Origin of the sequence: Limnohabitans sp. Rim8 (assembly GCF_945869175.1) — a bacterium.
Classification (GTDB): Bacteria; Pseudomonadota; Gammaproteobacteria; order Burkholderiales; family Burkholderiaceae_C; genus Limnohabitans_A.
Genome location: NZ_CAMBNZ010000011.1, coordinates 21,162 through 43,356, shown reverse-complemented (window position 1 = coordinate 43,356; position 22,195 = coordinate 21,162). Strand labels below are relative to the sequence as shown.

Genomic DNA, 22,195 nt, shown 5'->3' with positions numbered 1-22,195 from the left:
GCCATTTCGGGCGTGCTGTCCCTTATCGCCTTTTACTTTGTCACCATCTGGCTGATGCCTGACAACGCCTTGGGCGGCACCGGCGCACCCTTGCGGCTTTTTGGTGCCTGTTCCGTTGGGCTTGTGCTCACCGCCACCTTGGTCTGGATCACCGAGTTTTACACCGGCACGCAATACACCCCGGTTCAACACATCGCTCAGGCCTCCACCACCGGCCACGGGACCAACATCATTGCCGGTCTTGGCGTGTCCATGCGTTCGACCGCTTGGCCGGTGATGTTTGTTTGCCTGGCCATTTGGACGGCTTATGCATTGGGTGGACTGTACGGCATTGCCGTTGCCGCAACGTCCATGCTGAGCATGGCCGGTATTGTGGTGGCGCTGGACGCTTATGGGCCCATCACCGACAACGCCGGCGGCATTGCCGAAATGGCCGAGATGCCGAGCAGTGTTCGCGCCATCACCGACCCTTTGGACGCCGTGGGCAACACCACCAAGGCCGTGACCAAGGGCTATGCGATTGGCTCTGCGGGCTTGGCCTCTTTGGTGTTGTTCGCGGACTACACCCACAAGTTAGAGGCTTACGGCAAAGTCATCCGGTTTGACTTATCCGACCCACTGGTCATCATTGGCTTGTTCATTGGCGGTTTGATTCCATATCTGTTCGGCGCCATGGCCATGGAGGCGGTCGGTCGCGCCGCTGGCAGTGTGGTGGTTGAAGTTCGCCGTCAGTTCAAAGAAATCCCCGGCATCATGGAGGGCACAGCCAAGCCCGAGTACGGCAAAGCTGTGGACATGCTGACCACCGCCGCCATCAAAGAAATGGTCATCCCAAGCCTGTTGCCCGTGGTGGTACCTGTGCTGGTCGGTTTGATCTTGGGGCCCAAGGCGCTGGGCGGTTTGTTGATGGGCACCATCATCACCGGCTTGTTTGTGGCGATTTCCATGTGCACAGGTGGCGGTGCTTGGGACAACGCCAAAAAATACATCGAAGACGGTCACCACGGCGGCAAGGGATCGGAGGCCCACAAAGCGGCCGTCACGGGCGATACCGTGGGTGACCCTTACAAAGACACGGCAGGACCTGCCATCAACCCGCTGATCAAGATCATCAACATTGTGGCGCTCTTGATCGTGCCACTGGTGATGCAGTTTCATGGTGCTTGAGCTGACCTGAAGCGCTCAAGGGCCCGCTTTTGCGGGCCCTTTTTTGGCACTCGTAACGGTCAATGGACTGGTTTCTCAGTGATGGCACCCTGAGCTGTCCCGTGGGTGATTTTCAAATAACCTGGCAAGTCCAAAATACCAGCATGCAACACAACTTCATCGCCAACCAATCCCTCCCCGCCTTGGCCGGCCAAACCATCGACGTGCTGGACCCTTCGGACGGGCAGGTCTTCGATCAGATTCCGCGCAGCCAGGCCGCCGACATCGACCAAGCCGTGCAAGCGGCCCGCGCTGCTTTCATCGGCCCCTGGGGGAAACTGAGCGCCATGGAGCGTGGCCGCCTGTTGATGAAGTTGTCACAAAAAGTGGTGCAATTCGCCAACGAGCTGGCTGCGCTCGAGCAGCGTGACTGTGGCAAACCCACCAAACAAGCGGCTGCCGATGCGCTGGCGCTGGCACGGTATTTCGAGTTCTATGCCGGCGCTTGCGACAAGCTGCACGGCGAGACCCTGCCCTACCAAAACGGCTACAGCGTCCTGACCTGGCGCGAGCCACACGGTGTGACGGGCCATGTGATTCCCTGGAACTACCCGATGCAGATTTTTGGACGCAGCGTGGGCGGTGCCTTGGCTGCAGGCAACGCCTGTGTGGTCAAGCCGGCCGAAGACGCGTGCCTGAGCCTGATCCGGGTGGCGCAGCTGGCCGCTGAGGTGGGTTTTCCGCCCGGGGCCATCAACATCGTCACCGGTTACGGCCACGAAGTGGGCGATGCACTGGCCCGGCACCCCGGCATTGACCACATCAGCTTCACCGGCAGCCCTGGCGTTGGGACGCTCATCCAGCAAGTGGCCGCCGAGCGCCATTGCCCAGTCACCTTGGAGCTGGGGGGCAAAAGCCCGCAAATCATTTTTGAAGACGCCGACCTGGACGCGGCCATTCCCGTGGTGGTCAACGCCATCGTGCAAAACTCAGGTCAGACTTGCAGCGCAGGCTCTCGTGTGCTGATCCAGCAAAGCATTTACGAGCCGCTGCTCCAGCGCTTAGGCGAAGCCTTTGGCCGCCTGCAGGTGGGCTCTGCCGCCATGAATTTGGACTTGGGCCCCCTGATACGCGCCAGCCAGTTGACCCGTGTGACCGGTTTTCTGGACCAGGCCAGAGCCGATGGCATCGCCACCGTGGCGCAAGGCCAAATTGCCCCCGGCGTACCTGCGGGAGGTTTTTACCAAGCCCCTGTTCTTTTGCGCGACGTGCCGGTGATGCACCGCTTGGCGCAAGAAGAAGTCTTTGGTCCCGTGCTGGCGGCCATGGCCTTCAGGGACGAAGACCACGCGGTAGAACTGGCCAACGCCACCGAATTCGGTCTGGTCGCCGGTGTTTGGACGCGAGACGGCTCACGCCAATTCCGCATGGCCAAGCGCCTGCGCAGCGGACAGGTCTTCATCAACAACTACGGTGCAGGCGGGGGTGTGGAGTTGCCCTTTGGCGGTGTCAAGTCTTCGGGTTACGGGCGCGAAAAAGGCTTTGAGGCCTTGCTGGGTTTCACCACCCTCAAAACCGTGGCCATTGCGCACGGCTGAAGCAGACATTGGGTCCGATCCAGTTGCGCATGACCCTGGGGAGTCCTTGAAGACCAAGGGCATCCGGGTTTGAAGGCACAATCAACCTTCTATGTCTGAACGCGTCATTCCGCTGCTTGACCAGCGCCACCCCAGTCTGCCATTGCCCCCCATTGCCGAGGGGCATGCCTTAAACGGCCTGACCTTGGACGGCTTGCGCAGGCCCTTGAGCGATTTGCGCATCAGCGTCACCGACCGGTGCAACTTTCGCTGCAGCTATTGCATGCCCAAGGAAGTCTTTGACAAAGACTATGTCTACCTGCCGCACAAGCAACTGCTCAATTTTGAAGAAATTTCCCGCATCGCCAGCGTGTTTGCAAGCCAAGGGGTGCGCAAAATTCGCCTCACTGGTGGTGAACCGCTGTTGCGCAAGAACATCGAAATCCTGATCGCGCAACTGGCTGCGCTGCGCACCCCCGAGGGCCTGCCTCTCGATTTGACCCTGACCACCAATGGTTCACTGCTGGCCCGGAAGGCCCAAAGTCTGAAAGACGCCGGGCTGCAACGCGTCACGGTCAGTTTGGACGGGCTGGATGATGCGGTTTTCAGAACCATGAACGACGTGGACTTTCCGGTGGCCGACGTGCTGGCCGGGATTGAAGCAGCCCAAGCGGCAGGCCTTGGGCCGATCAAAGTCAACATGGTGGTCAAGCGCGGCACGAACGACCACGAAATTTTGCCCATGGCCCGGCACTTCCGAGGTTCGGGCATCGTGCTGCGCTTCATCGAATACATGGACGTGGGGGCGACCAATGGGTGGTGCATGGACGAGGTGTTGCCCAGCGCCGAGGTGATCCGCTTGCTGCAAACCGAGCTGCCCTTGGTGCCACTGGACCCTTCGGCCCCGGGCGAAACAGCCGCACGCTGGGGCTATGCCAACGCCCAAGGCGAATACGACCCGGCTTTGGGCGAAATCGGCGTGATCAGCAGCGTGACGCAGGCTTTTTGCGGCGACTGCAACCGCGCCCGCCTGTCCACCGAGGGCCGACTTTATTTGTGCCTGTTTGCCAGCCAAGGTTATGACCTGCGTCAGTTGCTGCGTGACCCGACCCAAACGGACACCGCCCTGGCCGCCATGGTGGACGCCATCTGGCGCGGGCGCACCGACCAATACTCGGTGCTGCGCAGCCTGCGCGGCCCGGACACCGCCAGCGGCCCCGGCCACCGGGTGGAAATGAGCTATATCGGAGGCTGAAGGCCATGACAACTCTTGCCATGAACAACACAGCCATCACCGGCCTGATCCTTGCCGGCGGGCGTGGCTCGCGCATGGGCGGCACCGACAAAGGCCTGCAGAACTTCCACGGTCTTCCGCTGGCGCTGCAAACATTGATGCGCCTGCAACTGCAAAGCCACCCTTTGCAAGAAGTGTTGATCAACGCCAACCGCAACCTCGCAGCGTATGAATCGCTGGGTGTGCCGGTTTGGCCCGACAGCATCGACGGTTTTGCCGGTCCTTTGGCGGGCTTCCTCACCGGACTGGAGCGCTGCGAAACGCCGCTCATGCTCACCGTGCCTTGCGACTCACCGCTGTTTCCGCTGGACTTGGTCGAGCGCTTGCTGACGGCCTTGAACGCCCAAGACGCCGACATGGCCATGGCGGCCGCACCCGAGGCCGATGGCACGGTGCGCCCACAGCCGGTGTTTTGCCTGATCAAAACGGACCTGCTCGAAAGCCTGGTCAAGTTCACCCAAAGCGGTGGGCGCAAGATCGACGCCTGGACGGCCCAGCAACGCTGCGCCATGGTCCCATTTGATTTGCCCGGCGACAGCGCCCATGCTTTTGCCAACGCCAACACCTTGGCCGAGTTGCAGCAACTCGAAGCCCTCTGACCCTCCTGGCCACTGTTGCAGTGGCCGCGCAGACCATGACGACCCTGTCCACACCACTGTCCCTGAACGAGATCGCTGAGCGGCTCCAAGGCTATGACCCACAGGCCCTCTCGGCCCAACATGTGAACGATTTTCTGGCTCAACTGGTGCAACCGGTGCGGGAACAGGAAAGCCTGCCCCTGATGCATGCCCATGGCCGCATCCTGGCGCAAGACCTGGTCTCACCCATCAGCGTACCGCCCCACGACAACTCGGCCATGGACGGCTACGCTTTGCGTGGCGCTGAACTGCGGACCGACCGCCCTAAAACGTTCACCGTGGTGGGCACGGCGTTTGCCGGTGCCGCTTGGCAAGGCAGCGTGCATGCGGGTGAGTGTGTTCGCATCATGACCGGAGCGATCATGCCCAAAGGGTTGGACACGGTGGCGCCGCAAGAACTGGTCAAAGCAGAGGGCGACTCGGTCCACATCACGCCGGGCGTGCTGCAAGCAGGCGACAACCGCCGCCTGCTGGGTGAAGACCTGATGGCGGGCCAACCCGCCCTGCATGCAGGCTCGCGACTTGGCCCTGCGGCTTGCGGCCTGCTGGCCAGCCTGGGTTTGCCCACAGTCACTGTTTGGCGCAAGCCCAAGGTGGCCTACTTTTCAACCGGCGACGAAATCCTGAGCCTGGGCGAATCACCCCGAGAAGGCGCGGTGTACGACAGCAACCGTTACACGGTGGCCTGCATGGTGAAAGCGTTGGGCTGCGAGCTGATCGACATGGGCGTGGTGCGCGACGAACCCGCCGCGCTGGAACAAGCCTTCATGCAAGCGGCCGACCAAGCCGACGCCATCATCACCAGTGGTGGCGTGAGCGTGGGCGAGGCCGATCACACCAAGGCCATGATGAAAAAGCTCGGTGATGTGGCCTTTTGGCGCATCGCCATGCGCCCAGGTCGCCCGATGGCCGTGGGCCGCATCCAGCGCGCAAACCGTTCAGCCGTTTTGTTTGGCCTGCCCGGCAACCCGGTGGCCGTCATGGTGACCTTCGCTGCCTTTGTGCGCCCGGCCCTGCAGCACCTGATGGGCTGGCAAGCGCCTGCCCTGCCCCTGCTCAAAGCCAAAAGCACCGAGGCCTTGCGCAAAAAGCCGGGCCGCACCGAATACCAGCGTGGCATCGTCAGCTCGAACGCAGTAGGCGAGTTGCAGGTCAGCATCACCGGCAACCAAGGATCCGGTGTTCTTAGCTCCATGGTGCATGCCAATGGCCTGATCGTGCTGGGCCATGCCCAAGGCAACGTGGCCGTGGGCGACGAGGTGGATGTGATGATGTTTGACGGGCACCTCTGAGCACCACCCAGAAAAAGGGCTGCAAGTGCAACCCTTTTGAATGGCAGAACCCACAAAAAATCAATGGCCTGAGGCTTGCCCTGCGGCTGCAGGTTCGTCGTGGGCCACTGCCTTGTTGGGCCCTGGTACCGCCTTGCGGGCGAGCAAGGAGTACATGGTGGGCACCACAAAGATGGCCAGCAAAGTGCCCAAACTCATGCCGCCCACAATGACCCAGCCGATTTGTGTTCGGCTCTCGGCACCCGCGCCCGTGGCCAATGCCAAAGGCACTGCACCCAACACCATGGCCCCTGTGGTCATCAAGATGGGGCGCAGACGCTGGCCTGATGCCTTGACCAGTGCTTCTTGCATGTTCATGCCTTGTTCACGCAACTGGTTGGTGAACTCCACAATCAAGATGCCGTGCTTGGTGATCAGTCCGACCAAGGTGATCAAACCGATTTGTGAATACACATTGAGCGATCCGCCTGTCCATTTGAGCGCCAGCAGCGCGCCGATCATGGACAAAGGCACCGACAGCATGATCACAAAAGGATCGACGAAGCTCTCGAACTGCGCAGCCAACACCAAAAAGATGAAGAACAAAGCCAGCACGAACACGATCACCAAAGCCCCCTGAGCGCTCTTGAATTCGCGCGAAGTGCCGTTGAGCTCGGTGGTGTAGCCCGGCTTCAAGACCTTGGCCGCGGTGTCGTCCATGAACTTCAAAGCTTCGCCCAAGGAATACTCGGGTGCGAGGTTGGCGGTGATGGACACCGAGCGGCGTTGCCCGAAGTGGTTCAACTCCCGTGGTGACACGCTTTCGCGCACCTTGACCAACATGCTCAAGGGGATCATGGTGTCGTTGCGGCCCCGTACCTGGATCACATCGATGTCATCGGGCGTGTTGCGGGCAGAGGGCAAGGTTTGAACAATCACGTCGTACTGCTCGGCATCGCGTTTGTACCGGGTTACCACGCGCCCGCCCAACATGGTCTCGATGGTTTTGGCCACCACCTCGATGCTGACGCCCAGCTCGGCCGCTTTCACGCGGTCCACTTCCACTCGCAGCTCGGGCTTGTTCAAGCGCAAATCCACATCGGGCGACAAAATGCCAGGGTTCTTGGCGATTTCGTCCATCATCTGACGCGTCAGCAAGTTCAGATTTTGGTAACTGTCCGAGGTCTGGATCACGAAATTCAAAGGCCGTTCACGGAAACCTTGGCCCAGTGAGGGGGGCGTGATCGGGAACGCATTCACCCCCGGAAGGCTGTTGAATTTGGCCCCCAGTTCACGGGCAATGTCCAAGGTGCTGCGTTTGCGCTCGTCCCAGTCCACCGCGCGGTAGACCACGGTGCCCTGCCCCACCGTGGGGTTGCCCATGTTGGAGAAAATCCGGTCAAATTCGGGGTAGGACTGTCCAAATTTTTCCAATGCACGGGCATAGCGGTCGGTGTATTCCAAGGTGGAGCCATCCGGCGCATTCACCGTGCCCAAAATGGTGCCTCGGTCTTCCAGTGGCGCCAGCTCTTGCTTCATGCTGGGGTAAATCAGGGCGATGCCCACGCCTGAGCCCACCATCACCAACACCACCACCCATCGGGCGCGGTTGAGGATCAAACTCAACAGCGACTCGTACCCCTTGGACAACGATGTAAGACAACGTTCCATGCTGCGGTCAAACCAACTGGGGTTGGGGTTATGCCGCAGCAGCTTGGCGCTGAGCATGGGGGCCAAGGTGAGTGCCACAAAACCGGACACGATCACCGCCCCCGCCAAGGCCAGCGCAAACTCGCCGAACAACTTGCCCGTTCGCCCGGGCGTGAAGGCCAAAGGTGCAAAGACCGCCGCCAGCGTCATGGTCATGGCGATCACAGCAAAGCTGATTTCACGCACCCCCTTAATGGCCGCTGAAAACGGGTCCAAGCCTTCTTCAATGTGCCGGTAGATGTTTTCCAGCACCACAATGGCATCGTCCACCACCAGCCCAATGGCCAGCACCAGCGCCAGCAAAGTCAGGGTGTTGATGGTGAAACCCGCCAAGGCCATCATGGCAAAGGCCCCGATCAAACTGACCGGGATGGTGATGATGGGGATGATCGATGCACGCAAGGTGCGCAGGAAAACAAAAATCACCAATGCCACCAAAACCACGGCCTCGATGATGGTCTGGAACACGTTTTTGACCGATCGATCGATGAACACCGAGTTGTCGTTGGCCACGTTGATGGCCATGTCACCTGGCAAATCGGCCTTCAGTCGGGGAATCATCTCGCGAACGCCTTTGGACAACTCCAGGGGGTTGGCCGTGGCTTGGCGAATCACGCCTGCCGAAATCGCCGGTTGGCCATTCAAACGCACCATGCTGCGGTCGCTGGCGGCGTCCTCCTTGATCTGAGCCACATCACGCAACTTGACGGAAAAACCATTGATGTTGCGAATCACGATGTCGCCAAATTGCCCTGGACGGTTCAAGTCGGTTTGGGAAGAAACGCTGAACTCGCGGTTGGTCGACTCGATACGCCCTGCTGGCAGCTCCAAATTGCTGCGACGGATGGCCTCTTCCACATCTTGTGGTGTGAGCTTAAAAGAGGACAAGCGGGCCGCATCAAGCGACACCAGCATGGCGTATTTTCGCTCCCCGAAAATGCGCACATCGGCCACCCCGGTCACGGTTTGCAAACGGGGTTTGACGACCCGATTGACCAAGTCGTTGATCTGCAATGGATTCAATGTGTCGCTCGAAAAAGCCAACCAGATCACCGGGAAAGCATCGGCTTCGACTTTGGCAATCACCGGCTCTTCAATGGCCTGCGGCAAACGGTTGCGCACGCGCGAGGTGCGGTCACGCACCTCGGCAGCGGCCGTGTCGGCGTCTTTTTCAAGGCGAAAGCGCACCGTGATTTGCGACTGTTCGGCGCGGCTGATAGAGGTGATCACATCCACTGCGTCAATGCCAGCAATCGAATCTTCCAGCGGTTTGGTGACCTGTGACTCGATCACCTCGGCCGAAGCCCCGACGTAACGGGTGGTGACCGTCACCGTGGGTTCGTCGATCTTGGGGTATTCGCGCAGCGACAAGCTTTTGAAGCTCACAGCGCCCACCAACAAGATCATCAAAGACATGACCACGGCCAGGACCGGCCGTCGGATGGAGACTTCAGCGAGCTGCATCTGCACCCCTCAGGCACGGGTTGGGGCCGGTCAAAGCCACTGCTGCCTTACCAGCGGGCGATCCAGTCTTGTTGCCTGTGAGCGCTGAACCAGGCTTTCCGGGCGGTGCAGCCGAAGGCGGCCCTGCTGGAGCCGATGCAGAAGAAGCGCTGGCTGTAGGTGCACCGGCCTGAGTGGGGCCGCCAGCAGGTTTGCCACCCGCGGGCTGGTTCAGATCGACCACGCGGACTGCCGTACCGTCTTTTTGCAAGCGCTGATGGCCTGCCGTGACCACGGTGTCCTGGACGCTCAAGCCTTCCAAAATTTCCACCTTGCCCGGCTGGCGCAGGCCTGTTTTGACCGGCACACGCTCAGAGACCAAGGTGTCGGGCTTGTCGCCCGCCACCACCTTGACCACAAAGGTGCGTCCTCCTTGCGGGATGATGGCTTCCTCCGGGATCACCAAAGCGTTCTCACGGGCACCGAACACCGCATTCACCCTGGCGAACATGCCCGGGCGCAGCTGCTGCTGGCGGTTGTCGATACAGCCGCGCACCCCCACCGAGCGGCCATTGGCCTCGATCAAAGGGTCCACCGCTTGCACAATGGCCGTGAAAGGCCTGCCTGGCAAGGCGTCCACCGTCAGCTGGGCTTTTTGTCCCGCACGGATTTTGGCCTGGAAGCGCTCAGGCAAACGGAAATCGAGCAACACCGCATCGATGTCCTCGATGTTGACCATGTCGGCGCCGTCTTTCAGGTAATCGCCGACGTTGATCTGGCGCAGGCCCGTGATGCCATCAAATGGCGCCAACACCTTCAAGCGCTGCAGAGTGGCGTCCGCCAGGGAAAGTTTGGCCCGCGCCACTTCAAGTGCAGCGCCACTTTCATCCAAGGAGCGCTTGCTGATGAAGTTTTGAGTCACCAACTCTTGGTTGCGTTTGTGGTTGGCCTCGGCAATCGACAACTCGGCTTTGGCCTGGGCCATTTGGGCCACCTGAAGCTGGTCTTCAAACTGAACCATGACTTGGCCTTTGCGCACGCGTTGGCCATCGCTGAAAAAGATTTGCTTGACGCGACCGCCCACTTCGGGTCGCATCATCACCCCCTGAAGCGAGCGCAGACTGCCCACCGCTTGGGTTTCGTCCACCAGTGTCATGGTTTGAACTTTGGCCACTTCGACTGCGGCGGCTCTGGCTGCGCCTGCAGCAGGAGCGGCAGAGGCCGCGGTTGGGGTCACATCGCCCGATGCCGGTTTGTTTTGGTACCACCAAGCAGCGCCCGAAGCCGCGCAAACACCCACCAACGCCAGCACGGCATATTGCTTCTTGTAAGCCATTCAGATCTTTCTCAGGTTGAAATCACCAAGACCGCAAAATGTAACAGCGTAGAGGCGTTTGCCCAACGAACTAGGCGTCGGAAATGATCGCGAACACAACCGATCAACGCCCCAAGGCTTTTTCCACGCCTTGGTTGGCCAGCGCATCGGCGCGCTCATTGCCCGCATCGCCCGCATGCCCTTTTACCCACCGCCAGTCAATTTGATGTCCCGAAGTGGACACCACAGCGTCGAGTTTTTGCCATAGATCGGCGTTTTTGACGGGTTGCTTGGCCGCCGTGCGCCAGCCCCGGGCTTTCCAGCCGTGGATCCACTCGGTGATCCCTTTGCGCACGTATTCGCTGTCCAAATAGAGCGTCACCTGACAGGGTCGCTTGAGCGCAGACAGGGCTTCGATGACGGCCATCATCTCCATGCGGTTGTTGGTGGTGTTGAGCTCGCCGCCGCACAACTCCTGAACATGCTGGCCCGACTTTAAGCGGGCACCCCAGCCCCCGGGACCGGGATTGCCTTTGCAGGCGCCATCTGTGTAAATTTCAACGTGACTCAACGGTGTCTTTCGGGGCCGTGGTGGGGCCCATGAAGGTGTCTGTCCGGGCAATCGGGACCGTTGCACCAGCGGGCGATCGTACCGTGCGCCAACGGCGTCCATCGATGAAGCGCCCACCGGGCACCCTCTTGGTGGCCACCAAGAGGTAAACACCACCCCAAACAGGCCACCACCGCTGGCCTAAAACACCCATCCAGCGCAAGCGATTCATCCAGGCATCACTGCCAGCGGCCGGGCTCGAGACACCCATTCGGCTGATCTGAACCTCAAAGCCCAACAAGCGCAACCAATCGCGCAAGCGACGGTAAGCGATGAGGGACGAGCTCAGGTGAGGCCCCGTAAAGGGCGCTGGAACCTGGCGCTGTCCTCGCATTTGCTTCCAACCCCACCAACTCCAGGGATTGAGACCGGTGATCAACACTTGGCCTTCAGGTATCAGAACACGCGCCACCTCTCGCAAACAGGCATGGGGATCGGCAGAACGCTCCAAAGTGTGCGGCAAAACCACCAAATCCAGGCTGTCCGCGGGCCACGGCCAAGCCCGGCTGTCCAAAAAAAGGTGGGGGCCAGACTCCGGCACCCCCTCAGAGGCGGGAGACGCAGGCTCAAACTCGGTCTGGGCCAGCCACTGGTGGGGCATGCGGTTGGTGCGCAGGGCCTGTAATTGGGGCCAGCCCAATTGCAAGGCGTGGTATCCAAAGACATCGGCCAAGAGTTCGTCGGTCTGCAACTGCTCCCAAGCCAGCAAGCGCGACGCCGCCGGCTGACCCAAAGGGTCCAACCAAGTCTCACCTGAAAGCTTGTTTTCTATAATCTCCATCTCCATGAAACTCATTGCACTGCCCGCATTCTCAGACAACTACATTTGGTTGCTGCACAACAACCACCATGCCTTGGTGGTTGACCCCGGTGACAGTGCCCCTGTCCTGGCTTGGTTGGCGCAGCACCCCGACATTGAACTGGACCTCATTTTAGTCACCCACCACCATGCCGATCACACGGGTGGCCTGCCTGAACTGGTGGCCCGCACCGGGGCACAGGTGGCTGGCCCGGCCCTGGAAAAAATGCCGGTGTCGGTGCGCGGGTTTCAACAAGGCGACACCCTGAACTGGCAAGGCCTGACGCTGCAGGTCCTGGATGTGCCGGGACATACCCTGGGACACATCGCTTTTTGGCTCCACCCCGCCGATCAAACGCCGCTGCTGTTTTGCGGCGACACCTTGTTTTCGGGCGGCTGCGGTCGCTTGTTTGAGGGCACACCGGCCCAAATGCTCGACTCTCTCGACCGCTTGGCCGCTTTGCCCTGTGACACGCGCATTTGCTGTGCCCATGAATACACCCTGTCCAACCTGAAATTCGCTTTGGCAGTCGATCCGCTGAACCTCGACCTGCAAAACTACGCTCAAACTTGTCTTCTTTTACGCGAGCAAAACCAGGCCACCTTGCCTGCTTTGTTGTCCACCGAGCGCGCCATCAACCCTTTTTTGCGCAGCCGCAGCCCCGCAGTCTCCTTTGCCGTCCAACAACGTGATGCACAGGCACTGGACGATGTCACCTGCTTTGCAGCGCTACGCACCTGGAAAAACGAATTTTGAAGAACGCCAGGGTCTCCCACACCCCCTTTTTCTGGCCATGCACGGCCCATATTGCCAGGCGAACTTGGGCCGCCGGCAGCCTCGCGCTGACCCTGTTGTTGGGGGCTTGCGCCACCGCGCCTAGTCCCATCACAGGTTCGCCCGCGCCGGGGCCCGCGCCCGCGCCCGTGCCCGTGCCGGTGGTTCAAGCGCCGGCAACGTCCGCGCAACGACCGCCGACTCCAAACAGCGAGGCTGTTGTCCAAGCCTTGGCAGAAGGCGAACAAAGCAGCTCTCTAATAGAGGACTCGGTGGTGGAGCTCAAACCACGCAGCCGTTTGGCGCTTACACCGCCCAGGGACATCTGGGAGCGAATTCGCCGCGGTTTTGCCATGCCAGACCTCGAAAACGACTTGGTTCGCAACCGGGAGCAATGGTATGCCGGTCGGCCCGATTACATGTTGCGCATGACCGAGCGCTCGCGCCCCTATTTGTTCCATGTGGTCGAAGAGCTGGAGCGGCGCAACATGCCCACCGAACTGGCTTTGCTGCCCTTCATCGAGTCGGCATTCAACCCACAGGCGGTCTCGAGCGCCAAGGCTGCAGGCATGTGGCAATTCATGCCGGCCACTGGCAAATATTTCGACTTGAAACAAAACCTGTTCAGGGATGACCGGCGCGACGTGCTCGAGTCCACCCGGGCCGCGCTGGATTACCTGCAAAAACTCTACGGCATGTTTGGCGATTGGCATTTGGCCTTGGCCGCCTACAACTGGGGCGAAGGCAGCGTGGGCCGGGCACTGGCTCGCAACAAAGCGCTGGGCAAACCGCTGACTTACAGCGATCTGATCATGCCCAACGAGACCCGCTATTACGTGCCCAAACTGCAGGCGGTGAAGAACATCGTGGCACAACCGGAGTTCTTCAACACCCAACTGCCGCTGATCCAGAACCACCCCTATTTCAAAAGTGTGCCGATCGAGCGCGACATCGATGTGGCGGTGGCGGTCAAATTGGCCTCGGTGAGCTTGAATGATTTCAAGGCACTCAACCCTTCCATGAAACGGCCGGTGATTTTGGCCGCTGGAACGCCTCAAATTTTACTGCCCTGGGACAACGCCACAGTGTTCGAGCGCAACCTGCAAGCCCATGCCAACCGGCCATTGGCCACCTGGACGGCGTGGCAAGCCCCCCGAACCATGAAAGCCGAGGAAGTGGCCCAGCAATTGGGCATGCCCGTGGAACAACTGCGCTCGGTCAATGACATCCCGCCTCGGATGATGATTACCGCAGGCTCAACGCTGCTGGTGCACCGCAAAGGGCAACTGGACAACGATGTGACCGAACACCTGGCCGACAACGGCCAACTCGGACTGGCACCCGAAATGGTGCTCAAACGAATTTTGGTCAAAGCGCGCAAAGGCGATTCTCTCGCCAGTTTGGCAGCACGCCATGGCGTGTCTGAAGCCAACATGGCCGCCTGGAACAAGTTGAAAGTCAACACACATCTGGCCTCGGGTCAAACCTTGACCCTCTTGGTGCCCTCGCAGGGCGCAAGGCGGGTGACACGGCCAAGTTCCGCGAAATCAGACCCGCCCAAACCTGCACAGACACCACGCAAAAAGACCAACAAAACAGCACGTTGAAGCGCCAAGTGGGAAAGGGTCACCCCTTAAGCTGAAAACCGATTTTTGGATCTCAAAGCAAAACTGTTGTTGTAGGTGGAAGCCAACGCTGGACGCGCGCCCCCCAAACGGTTGGGCAATCGGTTGTAAGCATGCCACGCATTGGTCACATCGTTCGTGACAAACAAGCCATCCAGGGCATAAGACTCTCGCAACTTTTCGAATGCCCCCAAGTAAATGGCACGGTCCCCCACCCAGTGCGTGGAAGGGACGGTCTTCAAGATGTCGGTCAGGCCTGCCGTTTGCAGCCATTTGAGCGCGTGCACCACGGCATCGCTCAAAGCCTGAGTCAGCTCAGGCTGCTTTTGCAAGAAATCTGTACGGGCCCACAAACAAGACCCTGGAACCGAACCGCCCATCAGTTTTCGCGAGGCCATCAGTGTTCGGGCCTCACCCAATAGGCGGATTTCGTTGCGCTGCTCTAGCCCGTACATGATGGGGTCAGGGTTACACAAAGCATCGATGGTGCCTGTTCGCAAGGCATCCACCACGCCGGCAGAGGTCCCCACCTCCACAAAGACCACATCCTCCGGCAAAAGGCCGTTTTGCATCAGCCAATGACAGGCCATGGAGTGGGTGCTCGATTGGAGGGAGCTCACCCCCACACGGGCCCCTTTGAGTCCCATCACCGAACGCACATCCAGCCGGGTTGCGACACCGAAACTCAGCTGTGGGGTTCGCCCCATCTGCACAAAAGCTTGGTAGTTCAAGCCCTTTTGATGCAAACCGAAGAGGTGTTCAAACGCACTGGCCACCACGTTGACCTGCCCTTGCAAGGCAATGGCCAAAGCCTTGGCGCCAGACTCTTGCGGCGACCACTCCACAGCAATCCCCGCTTGTCTGAAATACCCCAGCTTGTCGGCCAGGGTCAAGGGCAAGTGGTAAAGGCTGTTGGGCGCAGCCAAAGCGATGCTGACGCGTTGAAGGGGCCGCTGCTCGCTGCGCACTGGGTCAGGAGCGGCCATCGATCCGGGAGACACGGCCCAAGCACCCAAGGCAGAAAGCAAAAAAGAACGACGTTGTCCACGCCCATCAGACACCAACTGCTCCCCATGAACCCTCGAAAATTCGAGAACCTCAGCATAAGAACAAGCCACGTTTTGCGCATCGGGATTCATCCCGATCGGGTTTTCACGTAATGGATTGCCAGCGAACCCTCAGGGGCCACACCCCCGCCCAAGGACCCGCATGGTCTGAAGTGGCCGCCGCTCAGCGTCGATCGACCAGCGCGTGGGCAATGGTGCCCAAGTCCACATATTCCAGCTCGCTGCCTGCAGGCACGCCCCGCGCCAGACGTGTCACGCACAAGCCCTGCTGACGGATCATTTCTGAGATCACATGCGCGGTGGCTTCGCCTTCGGCGGTGAAGTTGGTCGCCAAAATCACCTCGGTCAGCACCCCATCGCCCACTCGTTGCTTGAGCTTGGCCAAACCAATGTCGTGCGGGCCGATGCCGTCCAAAGGGCTGAGCTTGCCCATGAGCACAAAGTACAAGCCCCGGTAGGTGCCTGTTCGCTCGATGGCCGATTGGTCAGCGGGGGTTTCGATCACACACAACACCGTGCGGTCACGGCTGGCGTCCAAGCAGGTGTCGCACAACTCGGCCTCGGTGAAAGTGTGGCAACACGCACAGTGCCGGATTTTTTGGACCGCATTGTCCAAAGCGGCTGCCAATTGACGCGCGGTGGCCCGGTCGTTTTGCAGCAACTGAAAGGCCATGCGCTGGGCCGATTTGATGCCCACCCCTGGCAAACCCTTGAGGGCTTGGACCAAAGTGGCAAGGGCGTGGGTATCGGCCATGGTCAGTCCATCAGAATGGCAGCTTCATGCCCGGGGGCAAACCAGCGGTCAACTTGCCCATTTTTTGCTGCGAGACCTCTTCGGCCATGCGCACAGCGTCGTTGAAAGCGGCGGCCACCAAATCTTCCAGCATGTCCTTGTCATCGGCCAGCAAGCTGGGGTCAATCGTCACTCGGCGCACGCTGTGCTTGCACGTCATCAAGACTTTGACCATGCCCGAGCCCGCTTGGCCCTCGACCTCGACAAAAGCCAATTCATCTTGGGCCTTTTTCAGGTTGTCTTGCATGGCTTGGGCCTGCTTCATCAGACCGGCAAGTTGTCCTTTGTTGAACATGTTGTTTCCTTAAAGAGGGTGAAAAATGGGTTAAATCAAATCAGCTGAATGCTGCCGGGCACGATTTTGGCCCCAAAGTCACGCACCATGGCTTGGACCAAGGGATCGCTTTGGATGAGTTCTTGCGCCGCCAGCATTTTTTCAGCGGCCTTGATTGCCAAACGCCTGGCAGGGCTGTCGGTCACCGGGCCCATCTCGATGTGCAGCGTCACATTCCCATGGCCTGCCGCCGACAAAGCCGCTTGCAAACGCTCGCGGCTAGCGAGGTGGTTGAGCGTTTCGCGCTCCACGCGCAGCTGCCATTGGTCAGCATCGCGTGCCAAAAGTTGCGACTGCAGGGCCAACTCCCGAACCAGCGCTTGGATGGCGTCTTGCGTCAGCAAGCCTTGCACCACGTCCAACCAAAAATCGCCTTCTGGCGTGGCCTGCAGCACCGCCGGCACCACCGGCCGGGGCATGTCCAATCGGGCAGAGGGCTCTGGCGCCTCTCGCACCGGCAATGCACGCAACGCAGTCGGCGGTTTTTCCGGGCTCACTGGGGCCACAGTCTGCTCCTCGGCATGATCGGTCGTGTCAGGCCACTCCTCCCAAGGAGGTGGCTCGGACAGATTTTCTGCAGCCGCAGGGGCAGGCGTTGTTTCAGGCGCTTTTGTCAGGGGTTCGGAGCGGGTTCGCGGACTTTTTTTTTCCGGCGATCCCACTGGGGGCTTGAAGGCCAACAAGCGCAGCAGCACCATGGTCAGGGCCGCGTATTCGTCCGGGGCCAGACCCAGCTCGGTTCGCCCATGCAGGCACAGGCTGTAGAGCAATTGCGTCTCTTCGGCCGGCATGGCCTGGGCCAGATCGGCCAAGCCCTGGGTATCGGGGTCATCGCCGTCTTGCTCCATGCTGGGCACCATCTGCATCACCGCCATGCGCTGCAGCAGCATGGCCATGTCTTCCAGCGTGGCGGCGGCCGACACGCCTTGCAGGCGCAGGGCATTGACCTGGTTGACCACGGCCGCGCCGTCGCCCTCGGTCAGGGCGCCGATCATTTGCAACACATGGCTGCGGTCCACACTGCCGAGCATTTGGCGCACCCCCGCCTCTTGCACCAAGCCGTTGCCAAAGGCAATGGCTTGGTCGGTCAAACTCAGCGCATCCCGCATCGAGCCTCGAGCGGCCCGCGCCAACAATCGCAACGCCAAAGGCTCGGCCGCCAATTGTTCTGCCGCCAACACCTGCGTCAGGTGTTCAAACACCGTCTCAGGCGCCATGGGGCGCAAGTTGAATTGCAGGCAACGCGAGAGCACCGTCACCGGCACTTTTTGCGGGTCGGTCGTGGCCAGCACGAATTTCAGATATTCGGGGGGTTCTTCGAGGGTCTTCAACATCGCGTTGAACGCGGTGTTGGTCAGCATGTGCACCTCGTCGATCATGAAGACCTTGAAGCGCCCCTGCACCGGCTTGTAAACCGCCTGTTCCAGCAAACTTTGCACCTCGTCCACACCCCGGTTGGACGCAGCGTCGAGCTCGGTGTAGTCCACAAAACGACCGGAATCAATGTCACGGCAAGCCTGACAGACACCACACGGCTCGGCGGTGATACCGCCCTGCCCGTCTGCGCCCTGGCAATTGAGCGACTTGGCCAAAATACGCGACACCGTGGTTTTCCCCACGCCCCGGGTGCCGGTGAACAAGTAAGCATGGTGCAAACGCTGCTGAACCAAGGCATTGGTCAAAGCCTGAACCACATGCTCCTGCCCGACCATTTCGGTGAAGTTGCGGGGGCGGTATTTGCGCGCGAGTACAAGGTAAGACATGGCACCGATTCTATCGGGCTGGCGAGGCCGAATCAGGCTGATCCACACAGCTGCCAGCCGGGTCAAACACCCACTCGAAAACCATGTCGTGTTGTTGGCGCTGGTCTGCCGCGGCTCACAGTAAAAAACACACTTGGATTCAAAAGGCTGGGCCAGCTCGCCTACAATCTGTCTTGACGGGCCTTCCCGCATGGTGAAGCGGCCAACCGGGTCAGGTGGGGAACCAAGCAGCCCTAACTGTGAATCCAGTGCCGGGGTCAAGGCTCGTCACCTTATCTATTCAGGAGGGTTGATATGAGCGATGGCCTCAGTCAGACCTTCCCCGCTCACCCCTATGGATACCGCCTCAGGCCATTCGACGGCGCAATGCTGGAAATGGCATGGTTTTGACCTTGGAAGTGCTGACCAGCTGGGGCGCAGCAGGGGCAGCGCGGAGCAACTCAGAAACCAGTTTGTCGGCATGTTGATGGGCACCCAAACGGTTGGTTTCAAAAGCCAGCTTGGTTTGCTGCGCCATTTGAGCGACGAAGTTTTGGGGATAGTCACGGACGTTGAAACCACGCAAAGCCATCACTTTCATGAAAGCATTGGCGGCCTCTTCAACAGCACGCTGGTATTCCTGGGAAGCTTCTGGAGACATGTCGACCTCGTTCTTGTGGAAGTGATTCACCCCATCACAACGCGCCAAGAGGGCTTCAGGTCTACACAATATGTGATGAGATGTTACAAATTTGTCAAAATACCTAATCCAGCGGCCCGGCCACTGGCCAAACAAGCGGTCAAAAGGTATCCCCCCGTCGGGGCCTCCCAGTCCATCATTTCACCGGCACAATAAACCCCAGGTCGCCTCAAGAGCATGCCCTCCGGCGTGACGGCTGAACGCCTGACACCGCCCGCCGTGCTGATGGCCTCGGCCACAGGCCTGGGTTTTTGAAGTGAGATCGCCAACCCCTTCAAACTGGCCGCCAAGGCCTCGGGTTGGGCCAAGGTCTGAGGTGAACACAGTTCGTACAACAAGCCCATTTTGACGCCGTCAATGCCCAAGCGGCTTTTGAGATGACTCGACAAACTCCGGCTGCCGCGCGGCCACTGCACCTGGTTTTGCACCTGCGCCAAGGTTTTATCGGGCAACAAATCCAGCCTGAAATGCGCAGGACCCTGCGCCAAATCGTCGCGCAAAAGAGCCGATGCCGCGTACACCAAGCTGCCCTCCACCCCGCTGTCGGTAATGACGAATTCACCTTTTCGCTCGAATCTGGGGGACATAGGGGCCTCAGCGGGCTGGTTTTCAGCAAGCCTCGCACTGGAAGACAAGGCGTCAACCCGAAGGGCAACCGACTTGAGCGCATGCCCGGCAAATCGACTGCGAAAGTGTTCGGTCCAACCTTGACCGTCTCGCCCCGTCACGTCAAAACCACAATTGGCCGGTTGCAAAGAGGCAATGCTCACGCCCTGCTCCTCCAGCACGGGCACCCAAGAACCGTCCGATCCCAAACGCGGCCAACTGGCACCTCCCAACGCCAAAAGTGTGGCGCACGCACTCACCCGCCTCACACCCTCGGCACCCGTGTTTTGAAATACCAAGTGATCGCCGTCCCAACCCTGCCATCGGTGACGCATGTGAAACCGCACCGGAACACCCGAAGCGGGATGTCGCAAGCGCTGCAGCCAGGCCCGCAGCAAGGGGGCCGCTTTCATCTCCAGAGGGAAAACCCGCCCCGAAGTGCCCACAAAGGTGTCCACGCCCAAGCTGTGGGCCCAGTCCCTGACCCCTTGTGCGTCCATTTGACTCAACCAAGAGGCCACCTGGTCTTGTTGCGCGCCATAACGGGTGCGAAACAAATGCGGCTCCTCCGAGTGGGTCAAGTTCAAGCCCCCTTTGCCGGCCAACAAGAATTTACGGCCGACCGACGGCATGGCATCAAACAAGTGAACTGAGACGCCCGCTTGCGAGAGCACCTCTGCGGCCATCAATCCGGCCGGGCCACCGCCCACAATGGCGACATCGACCGACAACGCTGGGTCGCCAGGCAATGAGGAAGGGTCTGAAGAAAAAGTCATGGATGAAAGTCTGCCAACACCTGTGCGACAGTGGGACTTGGAAGGATTCTGTCAAAATAGAGACGACTTTAGCTGCATCTTCAATGTTCACAAGGAATAGGCCATGGCCAGCGATCTGATCAAACACATTACCGACGCCACTTTCGATGCCGACGTGCTCCAGTCCAGCCAGCCGGTGGTGGTGGACTTTTGGGCCGAATGGTGTGGCCCTTGCAAGATGATTGCACCCATCTTGGACGAAGTGGCTGGCGTCTACGAAGGCAAGCTGCAGGTCACCAAAATGAATGTGGACGAAAACCGTGATGTTCCGGCCAAGTTCGGCATCCGCGGCATCCCCACCCTGATGATTTTCAAAGACGGTCAACTGGCTGCCACCAAAGTGGGGGCCATGAGCAAGTCCCAACTGACCGCATTCATCGACCAGCAATTGGCTTGAAACATCGTACAGGCAGCTCACCTGCCTGCCTTCCCTGAAGAACCGGGCAGAGATGACCCGGTTTTTTTGTTTTCAGAACCCAAGACAAAACCTGTCATAATTTCCCACAAGGCGGCCCGAACAGGGTCACACGCCCCCACTGACGGAAGCATCCGCCCCCAACCCCGGGCGGCATCCGGTCCAAAGTATTTCCACCCGGTTACCCCGAACAACGGTCTCCTGTTGACCGATTCGCCACAGGCCAATTCCCATGCATTTGAATGAACTCAAGGCACTTCATGTGTCCGAACTCCTGAAGCAAGCCGACGCGCTCGAAATCGAGAACACCGGTCGGATGCGCAAACAGGAACTCATGTTTGCCATTATCAAAAAGCGTGCCAAAGCAGGCGAACAGGTCTTTGCCGACGGTGTACTGGAGATCCTGCCTGACGGCTTTGGTTTCTTGCGCAGCCCGGACTCGAGCTACACCGCCAGCACCGATGACATTTATATCAGCCCCAGCCAAGTGCGCCGCTTCAACCTGCACACCGGCGACATGATCGAAGGTGAAGTGCGCATTCCCAAAGACGGCGAGCGTTACTTTGCCCTGACCAAGCTGGACAAGGTCAACGACGACCTGCCCGAGAACAACAAGCACAAGGTCATGTTCGAAAACCTGACGCCCCTGTTCCCCAAAGAGCAGATGCGCTTGGAGCGCGACATCAAGGGCGAGGAAAACATCACCTCCCGCGTGATCGACATCATTGCCCCACTTGGCCGTGGCCAACGCGCCCTGATCGTGGCGCAGCCCAAGTCGGGCAAGACGGTGATGATGCAGCAAATCGCCCACGCCATCACCGCCAACTACCCCGATGTACACCTGATGGTGCTGCTGGTCGACGAACGCCCAGAAGAAGTGACCGAAATGCAGCGCAACGTGCGCGGTGAGGTGATTTCCTCCACTTTTGACGAACCTGCTTCGCGCCACGTCCATGTGGCCGAAATGGTGATCGAGCGTGCCAAACGCCTCGTCGAGTTGAAAAAAGACGTGGTGATCCTGCTGGACTCGATCACCCGCCTGGCCCGCGCCTACAACAACGTGGTGCCTTCGTCTGGCAAAGTGCTCTCGGGTGGTGTGGACGCCAACGCTTTGCAGCGCCCCAAGCGTTTCTTTGGCGCTGCCCGCAATGTGGAAGAAGGCGGCAGCCTCACCATCATCGCCACGGCCTTGGTGGACACCGGCAGCAGAATGGACGAGGTCATCTTTGAAGAGTTCAAAGGCACGGGCAACTGCGAAATCCACCTGGAACGCCGTTTGTACGAAAAACGCGTGTTCCCGGCCATCAACCTGAACCGCAGCGGCACCCGCCGCGAAGAGTTGCTGCTTCAACCCGAAGTGCTGCAAAAAACCCGCATCCTGCGACAGTTCATGTACAACATGGACGAGATCGAGGCGATGGAAATGGTTTTGAAGAGCATGAAAGCCACCAAGAACAACTCCGAGTTCTTTGACATGATGCGGCGCGGTGGCTGATACCCTATAATCGCAGGTTTTGCGG

General features: G+C 59.7%; 19 protein-coding genes and 1 other RNA gene. 10 read left to right on the top strand and 10 right to left on the bottom strand.

Annotated features, from left to right (window positions below):
* From Q0O19_RS03300 to glp, 5 genes are all read left to right on the top strand, one after another.
* Positions 1–1,167 (top strand): sodium/proton-translocating pyrophosphatase (locus Q0O19_RS03300; protein WP_295520037.1); only part of this gene is annotated, 1,167 nt, incomplete at its 5' end.
* 143 nt (positions 1,168–1,310) lie between these two features.
* The gene (locus Q0O19_RS03295) at positions 1,311–2,744 is read left to right on the top strand and encodes an aldehyde dehydrogenase family protein (protein ID WP_295520035.1); all 1,434 of its coding nucleotides are present in this window, start codon (positions 1,311–1,313) and stop codon (positions 2,742–2,744) included.
* Between the two features lie 91 nt (positions 2,745–2,835).
* On the top strand, positions 2,836–3,978 hold the full coding sequence (gene moaA / locus Q0O19_RS03290) for a GTP 3',8-cyclase MoaA (protein WP_295520034.1): 1,143 nt from the start codon (positions 2,836–2,838) through the stop codon (positions 3,976–3,978).
* A gap of 20 nt (positions 3,979–3,998) precedes the next feature.
* The gene (gene mobA / locus Q0O19_RS03285) at positions 3,999–4,616 is read left to right on the top strand and encodes a molybdenum cofactor guanylyltransferase MobA (RefSeq protein ID WP_295520032.1); all 618 of its coding nucleotides are present in this window, start codon (positions 3,999–4,001) and stop codon (positions 4,614–4,616) included.
* Positions 4,617–4,651: 35 nt separating this feature from the next.
* Positions 4,652–5,947 (top strand): gephyrin-like molybdotransferase Glp, encoded by a 1,296-nt coding sequence (glp, locus tag Q0O19_RS03280; RefSeq protein ID WP_295520030.1) that lies wholly within the window; start codon positions 4,652–4,654, stop codon positions 5,945–5,947.
* 60 nt (positions 5,948–6,007) lie between these two features.
* Here the strand turns inward: glp and Q0O19_RS03275 are convergent, their stop codons facing one another.
* From Q0O19_RS03275 to Q0O19_RS03260, 4 genes are all read right to left on the bottom strand, one after another.
* Positions 6,008–9,100, bottom strand: coding sequence for an efflux RND transporter permease subunit (locus Q0O19_RS03275; RefSeq protein ID WP_295520028.1), 3,093 nt, complete (start codon positions 9,098–9,100; stop codon positions 6,008–6,010).
* Positions 9,087–10,415: an efflux RND transporter periplasmic adaptor subunit gene (locus tag Q0O19_RS03270; protein WP_295520026.1), complete on the bottom strand. Its 1,329-nt coding sequence runs from the start codon at positions 10,413–10,415 to the stop codon at positions 9,087–9,089. Before Q0O19_RS03270 ends, Q0O19_RS03275 begins: the two co-directional genes overlap by 14 nt.
* 103 nt (positions 10,416–10,518) lie before the next feature.
* Positions 10,519–10,965: a ribonuclease HI gene (rnhA, locus tag Q0O19_RS03265; protein ID WP_295520024.1), complete on the bottom strand. Its 447-nt coding sequence runs from the start codon at positions 10,963–10,965 to the stop codon at positions 10,519–10,521.
* Positions 10,952–11,746, bottom strand: a complete 795-nt coding sequence (locus tag Q0O19_RS03260; RefSeq protein ID WP_295520022.1) for a methyltransferase domain-containing protein — start codon at positions 11,744–11,746, stop codon at positions 10,952–10,954. The genes rnhA and Q0O19_RS03260 overlap by 14 nt, the downstream gene beginning before the upstream one ends.
* Positions 11,747–11,789: 43 nt before the next feature.
* On the opposite strand from Q0O19_RS03260, the gene gloB reads away from it, so the two are divergent.
* Both gloB and Q0O19_RS03250 read left to right on the top strand, forming a co-directional pair.
* Complete coding sequence (gene gloB / locus Q0O19_RS03255; RefSeq protein WP_295520021.1) at positions 11,790–12,560, top strand: hydroxyacylglutathione hydrolase; 771 nt, start codon at positions 11,790–11,792, stop codon at positions 12,558–12,560.
* A gap of 50 nt (positions 12,561–12,610) precedes the next feature.
* Complete coding sequence (locus Q0O19_RS03250) at positions 12,611–14,185, top strand: transglycosylase SLT domain-containing protein (RefSeq protein WP_295520040.1); 1,575 nt, start codon at positions 12,611–12,613, stop codon at positions 14,183–14,185.
* Positions 14,186–14,211: 26 nt separating this feature from the next.
* Here the strand turns inward: Q0O19_RS03250 and Q0O19_RS03245 are convergent, their stop codons facing one another.
* From Q0O19_RS03245 to dnaX, 4 genes are all read right to left on the bottom strand, one after another.
* Positions 14,212–15,231: an ABC transporter substrate-binding protein gene (locus tag Q0O19_RS03245; protein WP_295520020.1), complete on the bottom strand. Its 1,020-nt coding sequence runs from the start codon at positions 15,229–15,231 to the stop codon at positions 14,212–14,214.
* Between the two features lie 202 nt (positions 15,232–15,433).
* The gene (recR, locus tag Q0O19_RS03240) at positions 15,434–16,024 is read right to left on the bottom strand and encodes a recombination mediator RecR (protein WP_295520018.1); all 591 of its coding nucleotides are present in this window, start codon (positions 16,022–16,024) and stop codon (positions 15,434–15,436) included.
* Positions 16,025–16,034: 10 nt separating this feature from the next.
* Positions 16,035–16,358: a YbaB/EbfC family nucleoid-associated protein gene (locus tag Q0O19_RS03235; protein WP_100117600.1), complete on the bottom strand. Its 324-nt coding sequence runs from the start codon at positions 16,356–16,358 to the stop codon at positions 16,035–16,037.
* 35 nt (positions 16,359–16,393) lie between these two features.
* Positions 16,394–18,160 (bottom strand): DNA polymerase III subunit gamma/tau, encoded by a 1,767-nt coding sequence (gene dnaX, locus Q0O19_RS03230; protein ID WP_295520015.1) that lies wholly within the window; start codon positions 18,158–18,160, stop codon positions 16,394–16,396.
* 175 nt (positions 18,161–18,335) lie between these two features.
* Here dnaX and ffs point away from each other — a divergent pair.
* An RNA gene (ffs, locus tag Q0O19_RS03225) (signal recognition particle sRNA small type) lies at positions 18,336–18,432 on the top strand.
* A gap of 74 nt (positions 18,433–18,506) precedes the next feature.
* On the opposite strand, the gene Q0O19_RS03220 is transcribed toward ffs, so the two are convergent.
* Together Q0O19_RS03220 and Q0O19_RS03215 are read right to left on the bottom strand one after the other, a co-directional pair.
* The gene (locus Q0O19_RS03220; RefSeq protein WP_295520013.1) at positions 18,507–18,800 is read right to left on the bottom strand and encodes a hypothetical protein; all 294 of its coding nucleotides are present in this window, start codon (positions 18,798–18,800) and stop codon (positions 18,507–18,509) included.
* An 83-nt stretch (positions 18,801–18,883) separates the two neighbouring features.
* Complete coding sequence (locus tag Q0O19_RS03215) at positions 18,884–20,221, bottom strand: TIGR03862 family flavoprotein (protein WP_295520011.1); 1,338 nt, start codon at positions 20,219–20,221, stop codon at positions 18,884–18,886.
* Positions 20,222–20,324: 103 nt separating this feature from the next.
* On the opposite strand from Q0O19_RS03215, the gene trxA reads away from it, so the two are divergent.
* Positions 20,325–20,657, top strand: coding sequence for a thioredoxin TrxA (gene trxA, locus Q0O19_RS03210; RefSeq protein ID WP_295520009.1), 333 nt, complete (start codon positions 20,325–20,327; stop codon positions 20,655–20,657).
* A gap of 250 nt (positions 20,658–20,907) precedes the next feature.
* A complete protein-coding gene (rho, locus tag Q0O19_RS03205; RefSeq protein WP_295520008.1) occupies positions 20,908–22,170 on the top strand; it encodes a transcription termination factor Rho in 1,263 nt (420 codons plus the stop codon).
* Positions 22,171–22,195: the final 25 nt, after the last annotated feature.